Raw genomic sequence first — 15,457 nt, forward strand, 5'->3', positions numbered from 1 at the left:
AACTGGCAAGGATCATTCCTTGCGGTGTTTGACGTTGTACCACAGCTTTTTGTTGGTGAAGTACAGCAGCACCGTCAGCAGACCAAGGATCAGCACGCCCACGAGGCCCGCATGTTTCCGCTGGTTCAGCTTCGGCTCTGCCGACCACATGAGGAAGGCCGCGACATCCTTGGACAGGCTTTCCAGATCGTTCGGGGAGCCATCGTCGAACACCACATCCTCGCCCCAGAGCGGCGGCGCCATGCCGATATACCCGCCAGAGAAGGTCTCGTTCCCGTAGAGGATCGTGCCCGCCTCTTCCCGCTCAGACCCGGTGTAATGGGTCAGCAGCGACGCGATATACTCTGGCCCGCCCATGCCCTTAAAGAGCTGGTTGGTGCCGAGGCCGTAAGGGCCGGAGAAGCCCGCGCGCGCCTTCGCCATCAGGCTCAGGTCCGGTGCGTTTTCCAGCGCGGAGCCGGGAAACTGATCCGGCAGGCCCGCTTCACGCGTGTCGCCCGGCTGTGCGCCGAAGGAATCATCCGCTACGAAATAGTTCTTGGCGAATTCGCGCACCTGATCTTCCGGCAGGCCGGGGCCGTTGGGATCGGTCAGGTTGCGGAAATAGACCTGCTCCAGCCCGTGACAGGCAGAGCAAATCTCGTGATACACCTTCAGACCGCGCTGAAGCTGCAATTGGTCATAGCTGCCGAACGGCCCCTCGAAGGAGAAGTCGTAATCTTCGACATAGCCCGCGCCGCCCGCGGCCCATGCCCCACCAGTGGCGAGGACGAGGGCTGCAACAGCGGTCCGGAGTGTTTTGAGGATAGTCATAATTGTCTCCTATGCTCCGGTCTTATTCCGCGGGTGTCGCGGCAGTGGTGCCAGCGCTTTTCGACTCGATCGGGTGATCGGCGTCAAACGCCTCCTCGATCGTGGCCGGTTGCGGCAACGGTTTCTCGATGATGCCAAGGACCGGCAGGATCACGAGGAAATAGGCGAACCAGTAGATCGTCCCGATCAGGGAGATCAGCGGCACCAGACCCTCTGCCGGCATCGCACCCGCCCACATCAGGACGAAGAAGTCGATGATCAGCACGATGAACCACCACTTGAACATCGGGCGATAGCGGCCCGAGCGCACGCGGCTCGTATCCGTCCAGGGTGCGATGGCCATCACGGCAAGGGAGCCGAACATGACCAAAACGCCGAGGAATTTCGCGTCGATAATGATAATATCCGTGAACGGAATACCGATGGGGAAGGTGATCGCCCGCAGCATCGCGTAGAACGGCAACAGATACCATTCAGGCACGATATGCGCCGGGGTCGCCAGCGGGTTCGCCGGGATGTAGTTATCCGGGTGGCCCAGATAGTTCGGCATGAAGCCAACCACCGCAAAGAACGCCACGAGGATCAGCGCCAGTGCGAACAGATCCTTGATCACGAAATAGGGCCAGAAGGGCAGCGTGTCTTTCGCGGCGTCTTCTTTCGACGTGCGGCGCACTTCAACACCGGTCGGGTTGTTGTTGCCCGTGGTGTGGAATGCCCAGATGTGCACGATCACAAGACCAAGGATCACGAAGGGCAGCAGGTAATGCAGTGAGAAGAAGCGGTTGAGCGTCGCGTTCCCAACGAACGGTCCGCCCAGCAGCCATGTCTGCAGCGGCTCACCAATGACCGGGATCGCACCAAACAGGCCGGTGATCACGGTTGCACCCCAGAAGGACATCTGACCCCAAGGCAGAACGTAGCCCATGAACACGGTCGCCATCATCAGAACGAAGATGAGCATACCGATGATCCATGTCACCTCGCGCGGCGCCTTGTAGGAGCCATAGTAAAGGCCACGGAAAATGTGCAGATACACAGCGATAAAGAACAGCGATGCGCCGTTTGCGTGGATATAGCGGAGCATATGCCCGCCATTCACGTTCCGCATGATGTGCTCAACAGAGTTGAACGCCATGTCCACATGCGGTGTGTAATGCATCACCAGAACGATGCCGGTGACAATTTGCAGCACCAGCGTGAAGGTCAGCACGATGCCCCAGATCCACATCCAGTTCAGGTTCTTTGGCGTGGGGATCATCAATGTGTCGTAAGCCAGACCAAGGATGGGGAGGCGACGATGAAGCCACTTCTCTCCGCCTGATTTTGGCTCGTAATGGTCGTGTGGGATACCGCCCATAGTTCGTTCTCCCTTTCGTTATGCGCCGATCCGCAGCACAGAGTCGGAAACGAACTCTGCAACCGGGATGTGAAGGTTTTCAGGTGCCGGGCCCCGGCGGATACGGCCAGCCGTATCGTAGTGCGAGCCATGGCAGGGGCAGAACCAGCCGCCAAAGTCACCCGCATCGCCCAAGGGCACACAGCCAAGATGGGTGCAAACGCCGGTCATGACCAGCCATTCGCCTGCCTCGTCCAACGCGCGGTTCGCGTCGGTCGCCGCCGCGTCGTCACCCGCATTCGGGTTCCGGGCGTTGGGATCGGGCAGTTGGGACAGCTCAACATCACGCGCTTCGGCGATTTCCTGCTCCGTCCGGCGGCGAATGAAAACTGGCTTACCAAGGAACAGCACGGTCATCTGGGAGCCGGGCTCCAATGCACTCACGTCCTGATCAATGGTGGACAGTGCCTGCACGTCCGCGCTTGGGTTCATCTGGTTGACCAGCGGCCAAACGGCGGCCCCTGTCACCACTGCGCCTGCCCCAGCCGTTGCGACATAGAGAAAATCGCGGCGGTTTGGCTCGTTTTCGTCTACATGGGACACGAACATCTCCCTCATTGCGTTCCGCCCCTTAGGGCTCCAAAACCTCTAACACCGCGTAAACGCAGTGCGGATCGCCGTGCCATACACTGCCTGCCCCGTCCGGTCCAGCGGACAGTGCGACGCAGTTGTGTTATGGCATGGCGCCCATTGTGAGGTGTGACTTAGCCCATTGAACAGGATTGCACATGCGACTTGCTGTCTTTCAACCCGATATTGCGCCGAATTTGGGGGCAATCGTGCGCACTTGTGCCTGTCTGGGGGTGCCGGTGGACGTGATTGAGCCTTGTGGCTTTCCTTTTTCGGTCAAATCCTACCGTCGCGCGGCGATGGATTATGCCGATCTGGCCGATATCACCCGGCATGATGATTGGGACGCGTTTCAGGCAAGCCGATCCGGGCGGTTGGTGTTGATGACCACACGCGGGGCAAGCCCGCTCGGGGCGTTTCAATTTCAGCAGACGGACACGATTCTCATGGGACGTGAGAGCGCGGGCGTGCCCGATTACGTCCATGACGCGGCAGACGCCCGGGTGGTGATTCCCACCGCACCGGGTACGCGGTCACTCAATATCTCCGTCTCCGCCGGGATTGCCATCTGGGCCGGGGTGCAGAGCCTCTCGTAACGATCGGTCACACTCCTGTTAGCTGGGTTGAGAATAAGCCCGTGCCTGTTAGGTCAGCTATACGCCAACCCATAACAGGTATGCTCAGATGTATGACACGACCCGCCGCACGTTTCTCGCACTCACGAGCGCTGCCATCCTAGCGCCCTCCGTCGTGGTGGCCGCGCCCGCGTCCAAACGTATTCCCGGCCCGTGGGATCAGTTCGGCGGTCAGGCTGCCATCGACAACAGTATCTGGGCCGACCTTCTTGCGCAGCATTGGCGCATGGGGGCCGATGGGGTGGCGCGGTTTGACTATGCCAATGTCTCCGTCCCGGTGCTGCGCAACTATATTGATGTGCTGGAGGCCACCGACCCGACGCGGCTGACGCCCGATGCGGCCTTCGCGTTTTGGGTGAACGCCTATAATGCCGTCACCGTCTGGCTGGTCGCGGGTGCCATGCCGGTCGATACGATCCGCAAGGTGAATGGCGGGTTGTTCAATACCGGGCCATGGGCGGACAAGGTCGTGACCATTGCGGGCGCGCGGCTGAGCCTTGACGATATCGAGCATGGCATCCTGCGCCCGGTCTGGCAGGACGCCCGCGTGCATTACGCGGTCAATTGCGCTTCCATCGGGTGTCCGAACCTGATGGGCCGCCCGTGGGAGGCCGCAACGCTTGGCCCCGACCTTGACGCGGGCGCGCGCGCCTTTGCCACGCATCCGCGCGGGGCCAGTGTCGAGGATGGGCGGCTTGTCGTGTCGTCGATCTATGAGTGGTTCAAGGAGGATTTCGGCAATACGGATGCGGGTGTGATCTCGCATCTGCGTCAGTATGGGGCCGCGATACCTGAGACGATCACGCGCATCGCGGATGATCGGTATGACTGGTCGCTGAACATCTGATCAGGGGGGCGGGCCGCGCCGCTGCCCCCGTAAAGGGGGCGCAGCTTGGCCCGCGACGGGCCTGCGGCCCATCTGGATATTTAGAGAAAGTGAATTGGATCAGGGCTTGCGATGGGCGGTAAGCCACGCGATCACATCCGCCGCGTTCTGCGACGGGTCCGGGATCGGGTGCATGGCATGGATTACAACACCGTCGCGCAGGATCAGGGTCACCCGTTTGAAAAGATGCATGCCGCCAGCCTCAAATGTGGGCAAAGTGCCCGCGAGGTGAAGCCGCTCATCCGATAGGAGCGGAAAGGGAAGGTGGAGGCGCGCGGCGGCCTCCTGCTGAAACGCGGTCCCTTGAGTGGACAGGCCAAACACCGCGTCCGCTCCCGCAGCCGTCAAATCGGAGAAATGATCGCGGAACGCGCAGGATTGCGGCGTGCAGCCGCGTGCGCCGGGGATCAGATCCCAACCCTCGATAGGGGGTGCATCCGGGGGGCTTGTCCGTGGATAGGCATAGATCACCGTAATCCCGGGCAGCGCGCGTAACGCAATATCCGCGCCATCGGTCGCGCGCAGGGTGACATCCGGCAGGGACGCCCCGATCAGGTCACGCGGCTCCGTCATCGGTCAGGCGCGTTGCGCGTCAAGGCTCGCAATGCCAAGGGCATCCAAGGCCTTTTGCACGATATGATCGGTCGTCATGCCCGCGACTTTCATCATATTGGCCGGGCTGTCCTGATCAATGAAGATATCGGGGAACACCATCGGGCGGATTTTGAGGCCAGTGTCCAACGCCCCTTCGGTCGCCAGAAGGTGCATCACATGGGAGGAAAAGCCACCAACCGCGCCCTCCTCGATGATCACGAGCGCCTCATGTTCGCGGGCAAGGCGCAGGATCAGATCGTGATCGAGCGGCTTGGCAAAGCGCGCATCCGCCACCGTGGTGGAGATGCCGCGCGTGTCGAGAACCTCCGCCGCCGCAACCGATTCCGCAAGCCGGGTGCCATAGGACAGGATCGCGAGTTTCGTGCCCTCTTTCACGATCCGGCCCTTGCCGATCTCAATCGGGGTGCCGCGCTCGGGCATATCGACGCCGACGCCTTCGCCACGGGGGAAGCGGAAGGCGCTTGGCCCATCGTCGATTTGGGCGGCGGTGGCGACCATATGCACCAGTTCCGCCTCATCCGCCGGGGCCATCACCGTAAAGCCGGGCAGGTTCGTGAGATAGGCAATGTCGAAGCTGCCCGCATGGGTCGCGCCATCCGCTCCCACCAGCCCCGCGCGGTCAATCGCGAAGCGCACCGGCAGGCCCTGAATGGCCACGTCATGCACGACCTGATCATAGCCGCGTTGCAGGAAGGTGGAATAGATCGCGGCAAAGGGCTTCATCCCGCCTGCCGCAAGGCCCGCGGCGAAGGTCACGCCATGCTGCTCTGCGATGCCAACGTCGAAACAGCGGTTCGGGAACCGCTCGGCAAAAAGGTTAAGGCCCGTGCCATCGGGCATCGCGGCCGTGATCGCGCAAATCTGGGGGTCATGCTCTGCCTCTTTGATGAGGCTTTGCGCGAACACCTTGGTGTAGCTTGGCGCGTTGGAGGCGGATTTCTTCTGCTCCCCGGTCACGACGTCGAATTTCGCGCGGGCGTGGCCCTTGTCGGGGGAATGCTCCGCCGGGGCGTAGCCTTTGCCCTTTTTCGTGATCGCGTGGATCAGCACGGGGCCGTCGGCGCGGGTCTTGACGGTGCGCAGAACGGCGAGCAACTGATCCATATCGTGCCCGTCGATGGGGCCGATATAGGAAAAGCCCAATTCCTCGAACAGGGTGCCGCCGACGGTCATGGATTTGACCATCTCCTTGGCGCGCTTGGCCCCTTCGCGGAAGGGTGGCGGAAGGAGGCTCACCGCACCCTTTGCAGCGGCCTTGAGATCGTGGAACGGCTCGCCCGCATACAGCCGTGTGAGATATTCGGACAGCGCGCCAACAGGCGGGGCGATCGACATCTTGTTGTCGTTCAGGATCACGATCAGCCGCTTTTTGAGGTGGCCCGCGTGGTTCATCGCCTCATAGGCCATGCCAGCGGTCATGGAGCCATCGCCAATGACGGCAATCGCATCGCCCAACCCTTCGGGGCAGTTCCCGCCCAATTCGCGCGCCATCATGAAGCCCGTGGCAGCACTGATGGAGGTGGAGGAATGCGCCGCGCCGAACGGATCGTATGTACTCTCTTTGCGCTTGGTAAAGCCCGACAGCCCGCCGCCCATACGCAGGGTGCGGATGCGGTCGCGCCGCCCGGTCAGGATTTTATGCGGATAGCATTGGTGGCCCACGTCCCAGATGATCTTGTCCCGTGGCGTGTCGAACACCGCGTGAAGCGCTGTCGCGATCTCCACCACGCCAAGGCCCGCGCCAAGGTGGCCGCCCGTCACGGACACGGCAGAGATGGTTTCCAGCCGCAACTCGTCAGCGACCTGTCGCAGCTCACGATCATTGAATTGCTTGAGGTCGGATGGATAGGTGACCTTATCCAGAAGGGGTGTCACCGGGCGGTGGGCGTCGGTCATGGCTGGATCCTCCAAGTCAGGTCTGGCGTGTCACGATATAGGTGGCAGCGTCACGCAATGTGTCTGCTGCCGCCCCAAAGGGCGCGAGGGCGGAGCGGGCCTCCTCGGCAAGGGCGAGGGCACGCGCGCGCGCCTCCTCCACACCAAGAAGGGAAACGAATGTGGCTTTTCCGGCGGCTTCGTCCTTGCGCAGGCGCTTACCGGCGGCGTCGGCGTCGCCTTCGACATCCAGAAGGTCATCCTTGATCTGGAAGGCAAGGCCGAGTGCGGTGGCATAGGCGGTCAGGGCGCGCGTTTGGGCAGCATCGGCCTGCCCAAGCATCGCGCCTGCCTCCGCCGACCAGCGGATCAGCGCACCGGTTTTGAGCGATTGGATATGTTCGATATCGGCAAGCGTGGCCGGGGTGGTTGCGGTTTCAGCGGCAATATCTGCCGCCTGTCCGCCCACCATACCGTGTTGCCCAGCCGCCTGCGCGAGCGACGCGACAAGGCGCACCCGCACCTCCGCACTGTCATGGGTGGCCGGGTCCGCCAAGAGGGCAAAGGCGCAGGTTTGCAATGCGTCGCCTGCCAGAACGGCGGTTGCCTCGTCCCATTTGATATGCACCGTGGGCTGGCCGCGCCGCAGATCGTCGTCATCCATGCAGGGCAGATCATCATGGATCAGCGAATAGGCGTGCAGGCATTCGATGGCAGCGGCGACACGGTCCGCGCCTGCCGGGTCAACGTCAAACAGCTTTGCCGTCTCAATCACCATGAAGGCGCGCAGGCGTTTGCCGCCGCCCATCGTGGCATAGCGCATGGCGTGCGCAATCGGTGCCTCCGGCCCGGTGGGGCGGGGCAATCCGGCCTCCAACGCTGCCTCAACCCGCGACTGGGCGTCGGTCAGGGCAGAACGAAAGGGGGAGGCGTCAAGCATCTGGGTCACTCAGCGTCGAAAGGGGTGGTTCCGGTGGCCTCTCCGGCGGGGCCCATGGTGATTTTGGAGACGCGCTCTTCGGCATCGCGCAGCTTTGCCTCGCAATGCGCTTTCAGCTTTTGGCCCCGCTCGTAGAGCGTGATGGATTGCTCCAGCGGCACTTCGCCCCGGTCGAGTTGATCGACCACCCGCTCCAGTTCGGCCATCGCGTCCTCAAAGGACATTTTTGCTATCTCAGTCATCGGTCGTTCCCATCAAACTCTTCACATGCGCGGCCGTTGAGGCCCAAAGCGCATCCAGATCATATCCGCCCTCCAGCGTCGAGACGACACGCCCGGCGCAGTGTTTGTCGGCCAGCGCGCACAGCGCCTCCGTCACCCAAACATAGTCGCTTTCGTCCCAGTTCAGTTGTGCCAGAGGGTCGCGGGCATGGGCGTCAAACCCGGCGGAGATCAGGATCAGTTGTGGCGCAAACGCATCCAGCGCTGGCAGCACGTCCCGCTCATAGACGCGGCGCATATGCGCGCCATCAGAACCAGTGGGCAGGGGCAGGTTCATCACGTTGCCATGGGCGCCCGTCTCATTTGCCGCACCTGTGCCGGGATAAAGCGGCATCTGGTGGGATGAGATAAAGAGCACCCGCTCCTCATCCCAGATCAGATCCTGCGTGCCGTTGCCGTGATGCACGTCGAAATCCACAATCGCGACCCGGTCGAGCCCATGGGCCGCAAGCGCATGAGCCGCGCCAATCGCGACCGTGCCAAACAGGCAAAAGCCCATCGGCGTGGTTTTCTCCGCATGATGACCGGGCGGGCGCATGGCGATAAAGGCGCGGTCCGCCTGATCGGTCAGCACCTGATCAACGGCAGCGACCATCGCACCTGCCGCCCGGCGCGCGGCACTCAGGCTACCGGGGGACATGAATGTATCGGGATCGAGTTGCACAATGCCACTTGCTGGAGCGGCCCCGGTGATGGCATCAAGATGGGACTGGGGATGCACCCGCAAGATCGCCTCATCCGCCACATCGGGCGCCTCTTGCCGGATCAGGCCATCCAGCGGGGCGAGTGCGTCGCGCACGGCATGCATCCGCGCCACCTGCTCGGCATGACCTTCAGGTGTAACGTGATTTAGACAGTCGTCATGTGTAAACAAAAGTGTACGCATCTTCTGACCATAGCTTTAGTTGCGCTTTCGCACCAGTTTGATTTTGCGAAATTAGAGCGGATCGCGCGCTTTATCCAGAAACTCCCGCAGCTTACGCAAGCCGGGAAGGAGGGCTGCGGCCTCCTGCACCGTAAAAACCGGCAGGATTTGCGCAATCTCTGGGGCGAGGGCGTGAATGGCCGACTCACGCGCCGCGCGCCCTTTTGCGGTGATGAACACCAGTTTTCCCCGGCCATCCTCGGGGTTTGGCCGCATCTCGATCAGGTCCGCTTGGTCGAGTTTGGCCAGCGTGTGGGACATGCTCGTCTTGGGCACCTGAAACGCGCGCGCAATGGCCAGCGGCGTGCGCCCATCGCCCACGCGCACCAGATGGTTAAGGACGCTGAATTGCGGCAGCGTCATGCCGTCAGTCATCACGGCCTCAAACGCCGTGCGGGAGAGCTGCTCAATGATGCCAATCTCATTGAACAGCTCAAACATCAGGCGCGTGTCAGACGGAGGATCGGAGTTTGGCATCAAGGCTCCAGCGCGGGGTTTGCGGGACAGGCGCAGCATAACCGAGCCGCCCCAGCATCTGAACCGTTTCTCCGTCCCGTGCAAGCAGCCCGTGGATGCGGTCATATTGCGCGGTCATCTCCGGGTATTCCTGCAAGGCCTGACTGACCGGATGCAGCGCCATGCCAGCCGCCGTGGTGCCAAGGTTCAGGCGCAACCATGCCGCCCCCGCCGCGATCTGATCTGTGCGGCTATTGCCCGGACTGGTGATCCAGACAAAAGCGGGCGTTGCCGTGAACAGGGGCTGATAGATGTCATAGCCCGCCTGATAGGATTGGGTGCCGGGGGTGCCAAGGTCGTCGCGGGTCAGCATCCCCGCCACCATCAACCCCTCAAGGAACGGACCGCCAAGGTCGATGCCATCGGGGTTCGCCTCAATCTCAGCCTTGCCAAGGCGCATGACGTCGATGGACTCCTGCAAGGTGTGCGGGGTTTCATACTCGATCAGCCATGCTTGCCACGCGATATCGCGCAATTCGGCCACTTTCGCGCTGTCCGCCGTGCCATCGAAACGGATGCCCGCGATGTCGGGGTTCAGGCGCGGGATATCCGCCGCCGCGACGGGCTGGGCCATGTCGAACGGCTCTTTTGTGGTGCGGCGATGTGGGATCGCAGCAAAAAGCGGGTCGGTGGCAATCCCCTCGTCATAGAAGGTGACACGCGCGACCACGTCGCCTTCCAGCACCAAATTCGTCTCGGTGCGGATACCCCGCGCGGTCGCGGCGATCCGCATCTGTTCCAGAAAACAGCCAAGGCCAATGGTGATCTGCCGGTCATAGGGATCAGTATGGGGCAGGGCACGGGTCGGATCGCGGTAAAGCGTCACCTGATCCGCGCCATCCAGCGACACCATCCATGGCTGCAGGTTATGCGGATTGGGCGCGAGGATCGCATGGGACAGCGCGAATGTGCGCGCATCAGCATATTGCCCGGCCTCCGCCCACGGGGCGAGCGCCTTTGTCGGGGTGCGGGTCGTGGCAAAAAGCGCGCCCCCTCCAGCAGCAAGGATAACACCGCCCCCAAGGACGGACAGGAAGGATCGACGTGAGACAGGCATTGGGAAACTCCATATAGTACGATTTCGTATCATATATATTGTGCGAAATCGTACTATGTCAATGGACATCCTCAAAAAGCAAAACCGCCGCACAATTCTGCGCGGCGGTTGAGGTAACTCTGCCCTTTGAGGCGGGGATCAGGTGGGCGACAGGCCGCGCAGCTTTTCCGACCGGCGGCGCAAAATCTCCACCGTGGTCAGCAGGCAGATGGAGATGATCACGAGGATCGTCGCCACCGACAGGATCGCGGGGCTGATCTGCTCTCGGATGCCGTTCCACATCTGGCGCGGAATGGTCTGCTGGTCATGGGCCGCGATGAACAGAACCACGACGACTTCATCGAATGACGTGACAAACGCGAACAGCGCGCCTGAAATCACACCCGGCAGAATGAGCGGCATCGTGATCTTGAAGAATGTCGTCGTCGGCGATGCACCAAGGTTCGCCGCCGCCCGTGTCAGCGAATGGTCAAACCCGATCAGCGTCGCCGTCACCGTGATGATCACGAAGGGAATGCCCAGTGTCGCGTGCGCGAACACAACGCCCACATAGGAATTCGCCAGCCCGCTCCATGAATAGAAGAAAAACAGACCAGTCGCCGTGATGATCAGCGGCACGATCATGGGGGAGATCAGGATCGCCATGATGATCCGGCGGAACGGCATTTCAGGCCGTGACAAGCCAAGTGCCGCGACAGTGCCCAGCACGGTTGCCAGAATGGTAGAGAAAAATCCGATGATGACCGAGTTTTTGGCGGCGTTGATCCACGCCGCATTCGCCCAGGCATCGGCCCACCATGACCCATCGCGCGGGCCGTCAGGGGCCTCCATGCCGAAGGTCAGAAGCAGATCATACCAGCGCGTCGAATACCCTGCCGGATCAAGCGTCAGCATCTCCCGCGTGAAGGTGAAGTATGGCTCCGCGTTGAACGACAGCGGCATCACGATCAGGATCGGAGAAATCAGGAAAACGAAGATCAGCGCACAAATCACGCGATAGGCGTAATACCACGCTTTCTCTGTGGGTGAGGCGTATGTTGCGAGTGCCATGTCCGTTACCCCAGCTTCATGTTGTCGATGCCCACCAGCCGGTCATAAAGCCAGTAGAGGATGAGAACCCCGAACAGCAAGAGGGCCGCCAATGCCGCCGCGAGCGACCAATTGAGCGAGTTCTGCATGTGGAAGGCGATCAGGTTGGAGATCAACTGCCCGTCCGATCCACCTACAAGCGCGGGCGTGATGTAGTAGCCCACCGCAAGGATGAACACGAGCATTGAGCCTGCCGCAATCCCTGGAATGGTCTGCGGGAAATAAATCCGGCGGAAGGTCGTCCAGCTTGTCGCGCCAAGGGACCGTGCCGCGCGGGCATAGCTTGGCGGAATGGTCCGCATCACCGAATACATCGGCAGGATCATGAAGGGCAAAAGGATATGCGTCATCGCGACAATCGTGCCGATCTGGTTATACATCATCTGGATGCGCCCATCGTCCCCGATGATGCCCATCGCGACCATCACGTCATTGACCACACCCTGACTTTGCAACAGCACCATCCAACTGGTCGTCCGCACCAAGAGCGATGTCCAGAACGGCAACAGAACGAGGATCATCAGCAGGTTCGATGTTCGCATCGGCAGGATCGCCAAGAGATGCGCCACCGGAAAGCCAAGGAGGAAACACAGGCCCGTAATCAGCGCCGACAGCCAAAGGGTGCGGATAAAGAGGTTGATGTAGATTTGCCGGTTTTCATCCACTGACACGATATCCCCCTCCGGCGTGGTCGTCATATCGACCGCCGCGAGGTAAAAACTCAGCGTATAGGGATTGGAGGCGGTGCGCATTGCGCTCCATAATTCAGGCTCGGCCCAGTCCTCATCCACATCGAGCACGGCTTCCTTGAATGGGGCTTCCAGCCGGTCCGCGCGGCGCGCGGTCTTGGTGAAAAGGGAGCGGGAGCCGGAATGCTCATAATTGATCCGGGTGCCGACCTGACCGGGCGCGCGCAATTCGCGCAAGAGCCGCAAATCCATCACGAGCGCCTCATAGGCGGCTTCATCGGGTTCGGTTCCGCGCGGGTTGTCATCGAACCAGTCGCGCAGGTTCACCATGATCGGCGTTTTCACACCGTCTGAAATGCTGGTGTGCATCGTAAAGCCGTCATTGTGGATCGACCGGAACAGCATCTGCCCAATGGGCACGACGAAGGTGATCAACACAAACAGCAATAGCGGGGCGACCAAAATCGCTGCGCGGGTGCGGGCGCGGCGCTGGGCGCGGGCAAGGGATGACTTGAGCGGCTGGCCATCGGCGGTGCGCAATTCACCAGCGTCGTTCTGATCCGTATCAGCGGTCATATCCACCATGCCAAATCCTCGATCCTATCAAAAGGGGGGTGCCGGGCGCAGCACAGGGCCGCGCCCGGCGAAAGCCGTGCTTACTGAGCAAGCCAAGCGTTGAAACGCTCGTTCAACTCGGTGTCCCGGTCGGCCCAGAACTCGAAGTTGTTGACGAGGGCGTTCTCAAGGTTCGCAGCCGCGGTCGGCATGTGCGGGCCCATCTGGGTCACGCCGTCGGAATAAAGACCGACAAGCTCACCAGAGGATTTCCGCGCCGGACCGTAGGAGATCCAGCTTGCCTGATCGGCAAGGCGCTGCGTGTCCGTCGCAAAGGCGATGAACTTCTTGGCTTCTTCCATGTTCGGTGCGCCCTGCGGGATCACGAACAGATCGAAATCCATGACCTGACCGTCCCAGACGATTTCGAACGGCTGGCCTTCGCCAACGGCTGCGTTGAAGATACGGCCGTTATACGCGGTGGACATCACCACTTCGCCATCCGCGAGAAGCTGCGGCGGCTGTGCACCGGACTCCCACCACACAACGCTGTCCTTGATGGTGTCGAGCTTCGCGAAGGCGCGATCCACACCTTCATCCGTTTCCAGGAGGTCATAGACTTCGGATGCCGGAACGCCGTCTGCCATCAGAGCCATCTCAAGGTTGGCTTTCGCGTTCTTGCGCAGACCACGGTTGCCCGGGAAATCCGCAAGGTTGAAGAAATCGTCGATGCTGTCGGGCGCGTTCGCGTTGGTCTCGGTGTTATACGCGAAAACGGTGGACCAAACGATGTTGGCCACGGCGCAATCCTGAAGCGCGCCTTCGATGAAGTCATCGGCGGCAGGCGTGCCGTCGGGGGCTGCGGGCAGCATGGAATGATCCAGCTCGACAAGCAGACCTTCGTCGCACAGGCGGATCGCATCGGAGAACTCGACGTCTGCGACATCAACGGTCACGTTGCCGGCCTCAACCTGCGCCTTGATCGGGGTTGCCGGGTTGCTGGCATCCACGGAATTAACGGAAATGCCGGTCATCGCGGTGAACGGCTTGTGATAGGCCTCAACCTGGGACTTGGTGTATGCACCGCCCCAAGACATCACGGTCACTTCCTGAGCGGAAGCGACGCTTGCAGCCATCAGGCCGGTGACCATCGCGGTCGTGGCAAGATAAAACTTGGTTTTCATTTGGTCTCTCCTGGTTGGTCTTGGTCCGTCTTTATGTGCCCCCGCACGCGGGACCTCATGCGCGCGGGGTATCACTGCTCACGCGTCGAGCGCGCGGCAATCTCGTGTCGCCCAGCCGATGGTCAGCTTTTGACCTTCTTCAAGCGGGCCTTGGCCGCCTGCATTGGGCACTTTGACGATAAACTCGTCATTCCCATGCACGCGCATCCGGCACCGAATATGGTCGCCGTGGTAAATCAACTCCAGAACCTCCGCGGCGACCGCGTTGGCCCCGTTGGTTGGGTTCAATGTCACACGCTCTGGCCGGATAGACAGAAGCGTGCGGGTTCCGACGCCGGTATTGGCCACGGCAAGTGCCGTTCCCGTTTCCCCGTCGTCAAACTTCACATGCACCGTGTCGCCGTCGATCGCGGTCACTTCGGCCATGAGTTTGTTATTCTCACCGATGAACTGGGCAACAAAAGCGTTCTCCGGCTCTTCATAGAGCGCCTGCGGGGTCGCAAGCTGCTGGATGCGGCCATCATCGAACACCGCGACCCGGTCTGACATGGTCAGCGCCTCGGACTGGTCGTGGGTCACATAGACGACCGTGATCCCGAGCCGCTCATGCAGGTGCTTGATCTCATACTGCATATGCTCGCGCAGTTGTTTGTCGAGCGCGCCCAGCGGCTCGTCCATCAAAACCAGCTCCGGCTCGAACACCAGCGCGCGGGCCAGCGCGATCCGCTGCTGCTGACCACCGGACAGTTGCGCGGGGCGGCGCCCGCCGAACTCCCCCATCTGCACCATATCAAGCGCGCGCGCGACGGCGGCGTCACGCTCCGTCTTTCCCATGCCGCGCACTTCCAAAGGGAAGGCGAGGTTTTCGGCCACGCTCATATGCGGGAACAGCGCGTAATTCTGGAACACCATACCAATGCCGCGCTTATGCGGGGGGATGTTGTTGATCGGGCGCCCGTCCAGCGTAATCTCCCCATGGGTCGCGGTCTCAAATCCCGCGAGCATCATCAGGCAGGTCGTCTTGCCCGATCCCGACGGGCCAAGCATCGTGAGAAACTCGCCTTTGCCGATATGGAGGTTGAGATCTTTAACGACGAGCGTTTCGCCGTCATAGCTTTTTTGCACACGATCAAAACTGACGAATGCCTCGTCCTGCGGCGTCACTGTCACACGCACTCTCCAGATTTCCCTGTTTTGCCTGCAAATGTGTCTTCGCATGGCGTCCTGATCCGAAACGTAACAGTAGAATTTCCACAAGTGCAAGAATGGACGCGCGTCCCGGCGCATAAGACTGATTTTTCCCATTCTGCGGTCGGTTTTGAGCCAAAATTGGGCGTTTTGGTCCAAATGACTGGCCAGGTGGCCTGTCGCGCAGAGCGACATCGCGCAAATGCAGCCGGGCAGGGGGCGGGTTTGCGGCCTATGGTTCCA

At 61.2% G+C, this 15,457-nt stretch carries 16 protein-coding genes; 2 read left to right on the forward strand and 14 right to left on the reverse strand.

Annotated features, from left to right (window positions below):
- Positions 1–12: 12 nt before the first annotated feature.
- From FHS89_RS07425 to petA, 3 genes are read right to left on the reverse strand one after another with little or no spacing between them, the layout of a single operon-like run.
- The gene (locus FHS89_RS07425; RefSeq protein ID WP_425502782.1) at positions 13–807 is read right to left on the reverse strand and encodes a cytochrome c1; all 795 of its coding nucleotides are present in this window, start codon (positions 805–807) and stop codon (positions 13–15) included.
- A 28-nt stretch (positions 808–835) separates the two neighbouring features.
- A complete protein-coding gene (locus FHS89_RS07430) occupies positions 836–2,170 on the reverse strand; it encodes a cytochrome b (RefSeq protein ID WP_184010135.1) in 1,335 nt (444 codons plus the stop codon).
- 18 nt (positions 2,171–2,188) lie between these two features.
- Positions 2,189–2,752: a ubiquinol-cytochrome c reductase iron-sulfur subunit gene (gene petA / locus FHS89_RS07435; protein ID WP_184010137.1), complete on the reverse strand. Its 564-nt coding sequence runs from the start codon at positions 2,750–2,752 to the stop codon at positions 2,189–2,191.
- Between the two features lie 185 nt (positions 2,753–2,937).
- Here petA and FHS89_RS07440 point away from each other — a divergent pair, with 185 nt between their 5' ends.
- Together FHS89_RS07440 and FHS89_RS07445 are read left to right on the forward strand one after the other, a co-directional pair.
- Positions 2,938–3,375: a tRNA (cytidine(34)-2'-O)-methyltransferase gene (locus FHS89_RS07440; RefSeq protein ID WP_184010139.1), complete on the forward strand. Its 438-nt coding sequence runs from the start codon at positions 2,938–2,940 to the stop codon at positions 3,373–3,375.
- A gap of 88 nt (positions 3,376–3,463) precedes the next feature.
- A complete protein-coding gene (locus FHS89_RS07445; protein WP_184010141.1) occupies positions 3,464–4,261 on the forward strand; it encodes a DUF547 domain-containing protein in 798 nt (265 codons plus the stop codon).
- Between the two features lie 99 nt (positions 4,262–4,360).
- Here FHS89_RS07445 and FHS89_RS07450 read toward each other — a convergent pair whose 3' ends face one another.
- The 11 genes from FHS89_RS07450 to FHS89_RS07500 all read right to left on the reverse strand — a co-directional run bounded on the left by FHS89_RS07450 (position 4,361) and on the right by FHS89_RS07500 (position 15,244).
- The gene (locus FHS89_RS07450) at positions 4,361–4,873 is read right to left on the reverse strand and encodes a peroxiredoxin (RefSeq protein WP_184010143.1); all 513 of its coding nucleotides are present in this window, start codon (positions 4,871–4,873) and stop codon (positions 4,361–4,363) included.
- A gap of 3 nt (positions 4,874–4,876) precedes the next feature.
- The gene (gene dxs / locus FHS89_RS07455; RefSeq protein ID WP_184010145.1) at positions 4,877–6,811 is read right to left on the reverse strand and encodes a 1-deoxy-D-xylulose-5-phosphate synthase; all 1,935 of its coding nucleotides are present in this window, start codon (positions 6,809–6,811) and stop codon (positions 4,877–4,879) included.
- 16 nt (positions 6,812–6,827) lie between these two features.
- On the reverse strand, positions 6,828–7,730 hold the full coding sequence (locus FHS89_RS07460; RefSeq protein WP_184010609.1) for a polyprenyl synthetase family protein: 903 nt from the start codon (positions 7,728–7,730) through the stop codon (positions 6,828–6,830).
- A 5-nt stretch (positions 7,731–7,735) separates the two neighbouring features.
- Entirely contained in the window at positions 7,736–7,972 is a 237-nt protein-coding gene (locus FHS89_RS07465; protein ID WP_184010147.1) for an exodeoxyribonuclease VII small subunit, read from the reverse strand.
- A complete protein-coding gene (locus tag FHS89_RS07470) occupies positions 7,965–8,897 on the reverse strand; it encodes a histone deacetylase family protein (protein WP_184010149.1) in 933 nt (310 codons plus the stop codon). The genes FHS89_RS07465 and FHS89_RS07470 overlap by 8 nt, the downstream gene beginning before the upstream one ends.
- A gap of 51 nt (positions 8,898–8,948) precedes the next feature.
- Positions 8,949–9,377, reverse strand: a complete 429-nt coding sequence (locus FHS89_RS07475) for a MarR family winged helix-turn-helix transcriptional regulator (protein WP_246413661.1) — start codon at positions 9,375–9,377, stop codon at positions 8,949–8,951.
- Between the two features lie 10 nt (positions 9,378–9,387).
- Positions 9,388–10,509, reverse strand: a complete 1,122-nt coding sequence (locus FHS89_RS07480; RefSeq protein WP_184010153.1) for an Acg family FMN-binding oxidoreductase — start codon at positions 10,507–10,509, stop codon at positions 9,388–9,390.
- 138 nt (positions 10,510–10,647) lie between these two features.
- Complete coding sequence (locus FHS89_RS07485; RefSeq protein WP_184010155.1) at positions 10,648–11,559, reverse strand: ABC transporter permease; 912 nt, start codon at positions 11,557–11,559, stop codon at positions 10,648–10,650.
- A gap of 5 nt (positions 11,560–11,564) precedes the next feature.
- Positions 11,565–12,872, reverse strand: coding sequence for an ABC transporter permease (locus tag FHS89_RS07490; protein ID WP_184010157.1), 1,308 nt, complete (start codon positions 12,870–12,872; stop codon positions 11,565–11,567).
- Positions 12,873–12,943: 71 nt separating this feature from the next.
- Positions 12,944–14,026 carry an ABC transporter substrate-binding protein gene (locus FHS89_RS07495; RefSeq protein WP_184010159.1) on the reverse strand — a complete coding sequence of 361 codons (1,083 nt, stop codon included), beginning with the start codon at positions 14,024–14,026 and terminating at the stop codon, positions 12,944–12,946.
- Positions 14,027–14,104: 78 nt separating this feature from the next.
- A complete protein-coding gene (locus FHS89_RS07500; protein WP_184010161.1) occupies positions 14,105–15,244 on the reverse strand; it encodes an ABC transporter ATP-binding protein in 1,140 nt (379 codons plus the stop codon).
- Positions 15,245–15,457 lie beyond the last annotated feature (213 nt).

This window comes from Rubricella aquisinus, from assembly GCF_014199445.1.
Classification (GTDB): Bacteria; Pseudomonadota; Alphaproteobacteria; order Rhodobacterales; family Rhodobacteraceae; genus Rubricella; species Rubricella aquisinus.

Coding starts and splice junctions, on each gene's coding strand:
- FHS89_RS07490 (WP_184010157.1), bottom strand. CDS start 12,872: ATGGTGGATATGACCGCTGATACGGATCAGAACGACGCTGGTGAATTG.
- FHS89_RS07440 (WP_184010139.1), top strand. CDS start 2,938: ATGCGACTTGCTGTCTTTCAACCCGATATTGCGCCGAATTTGGGGGCA.
- FHS89_RS07430 (WP_184010135.1), bottom strand. CDS start 2,170: ATGGGCGGTATCCCACACGACCATTACGAGCCAAAATCAGGCGGAGAG.
- FHS89_RS07495 (WP_184010159.1), bottom strand. CDS start 14,026: ATGAAAACCAAGTTTTATCTTGCCACGACCGCGATGGTCACCGGCCTG.
- FHS89_RS07475 (WP_246413661.1), bottom strand. CDS start 9,377: ATGTTTGAGCTGTTCAATGAGATTGGCATCATTGAGCAGCTCTCCCGC.
- FHS89_RS07445 (WP_184010141.1), top strand. CDS start 3,464: ATGTATGACACGACCCGCCGCACGTTTCTCGCACTCACGAGCGCTGCC.
- FHS89_RS07480 (WP_184010153.1), bottom strand. CDS start 10,509: ATGCCTGTCTCACGTCGATCCTTCCTGTCCGTCCTTGGGGGCGGTGTT.
- FHS89_RS07460 (WP_184010609.1), bottom strand. CDS start 7,730: ATGCTTGACGCCTCCCCCTTTCGTTCTGCCCTGACCGACGCCCAGTCG.
- FHS89_RS07470 (WP_184010149.1), bottom strand. CDS start 8,897: ATGCGTACACTTTTGTTTACACATGACGACTGTCTAAATCACGTTACA.
- FHS89_RS07485 (WP_184010155.1), bottom strand. CDS start 11,559: ATGGCACTCGCAACATACGCCTCACCCACAGAGAAAGCGTGGTATTAC.
- FHS89_RS07500 (WP_184010161.1), bottom strand. CDS start 15,244: ATGCGAAGACACATTTGCAGGCAAAACAGGGAAATCTGGAGAGTGCGT.
- FHS89_RS07450 (WP_184010143.1), bottom strand. CDS start 4,873: ATGACGGAGCCGCGTGACCTGATCGGGGCGTCCCTGCCGGATGTCACC.
- FHS89_RS07465 (WP_184010147.1), bottom strand. CDS start 7,972: ATGACTGAGATAGCAAAAATGTCCTTTGAGGACGCGATGGCCGAACTG.
- dxs (WP_184010145.1), bottom strand. CDS start 6,811: ATGACCGACGCCCACCGCCCGGTGACACCCCTTCTGGATAAGGTCACC.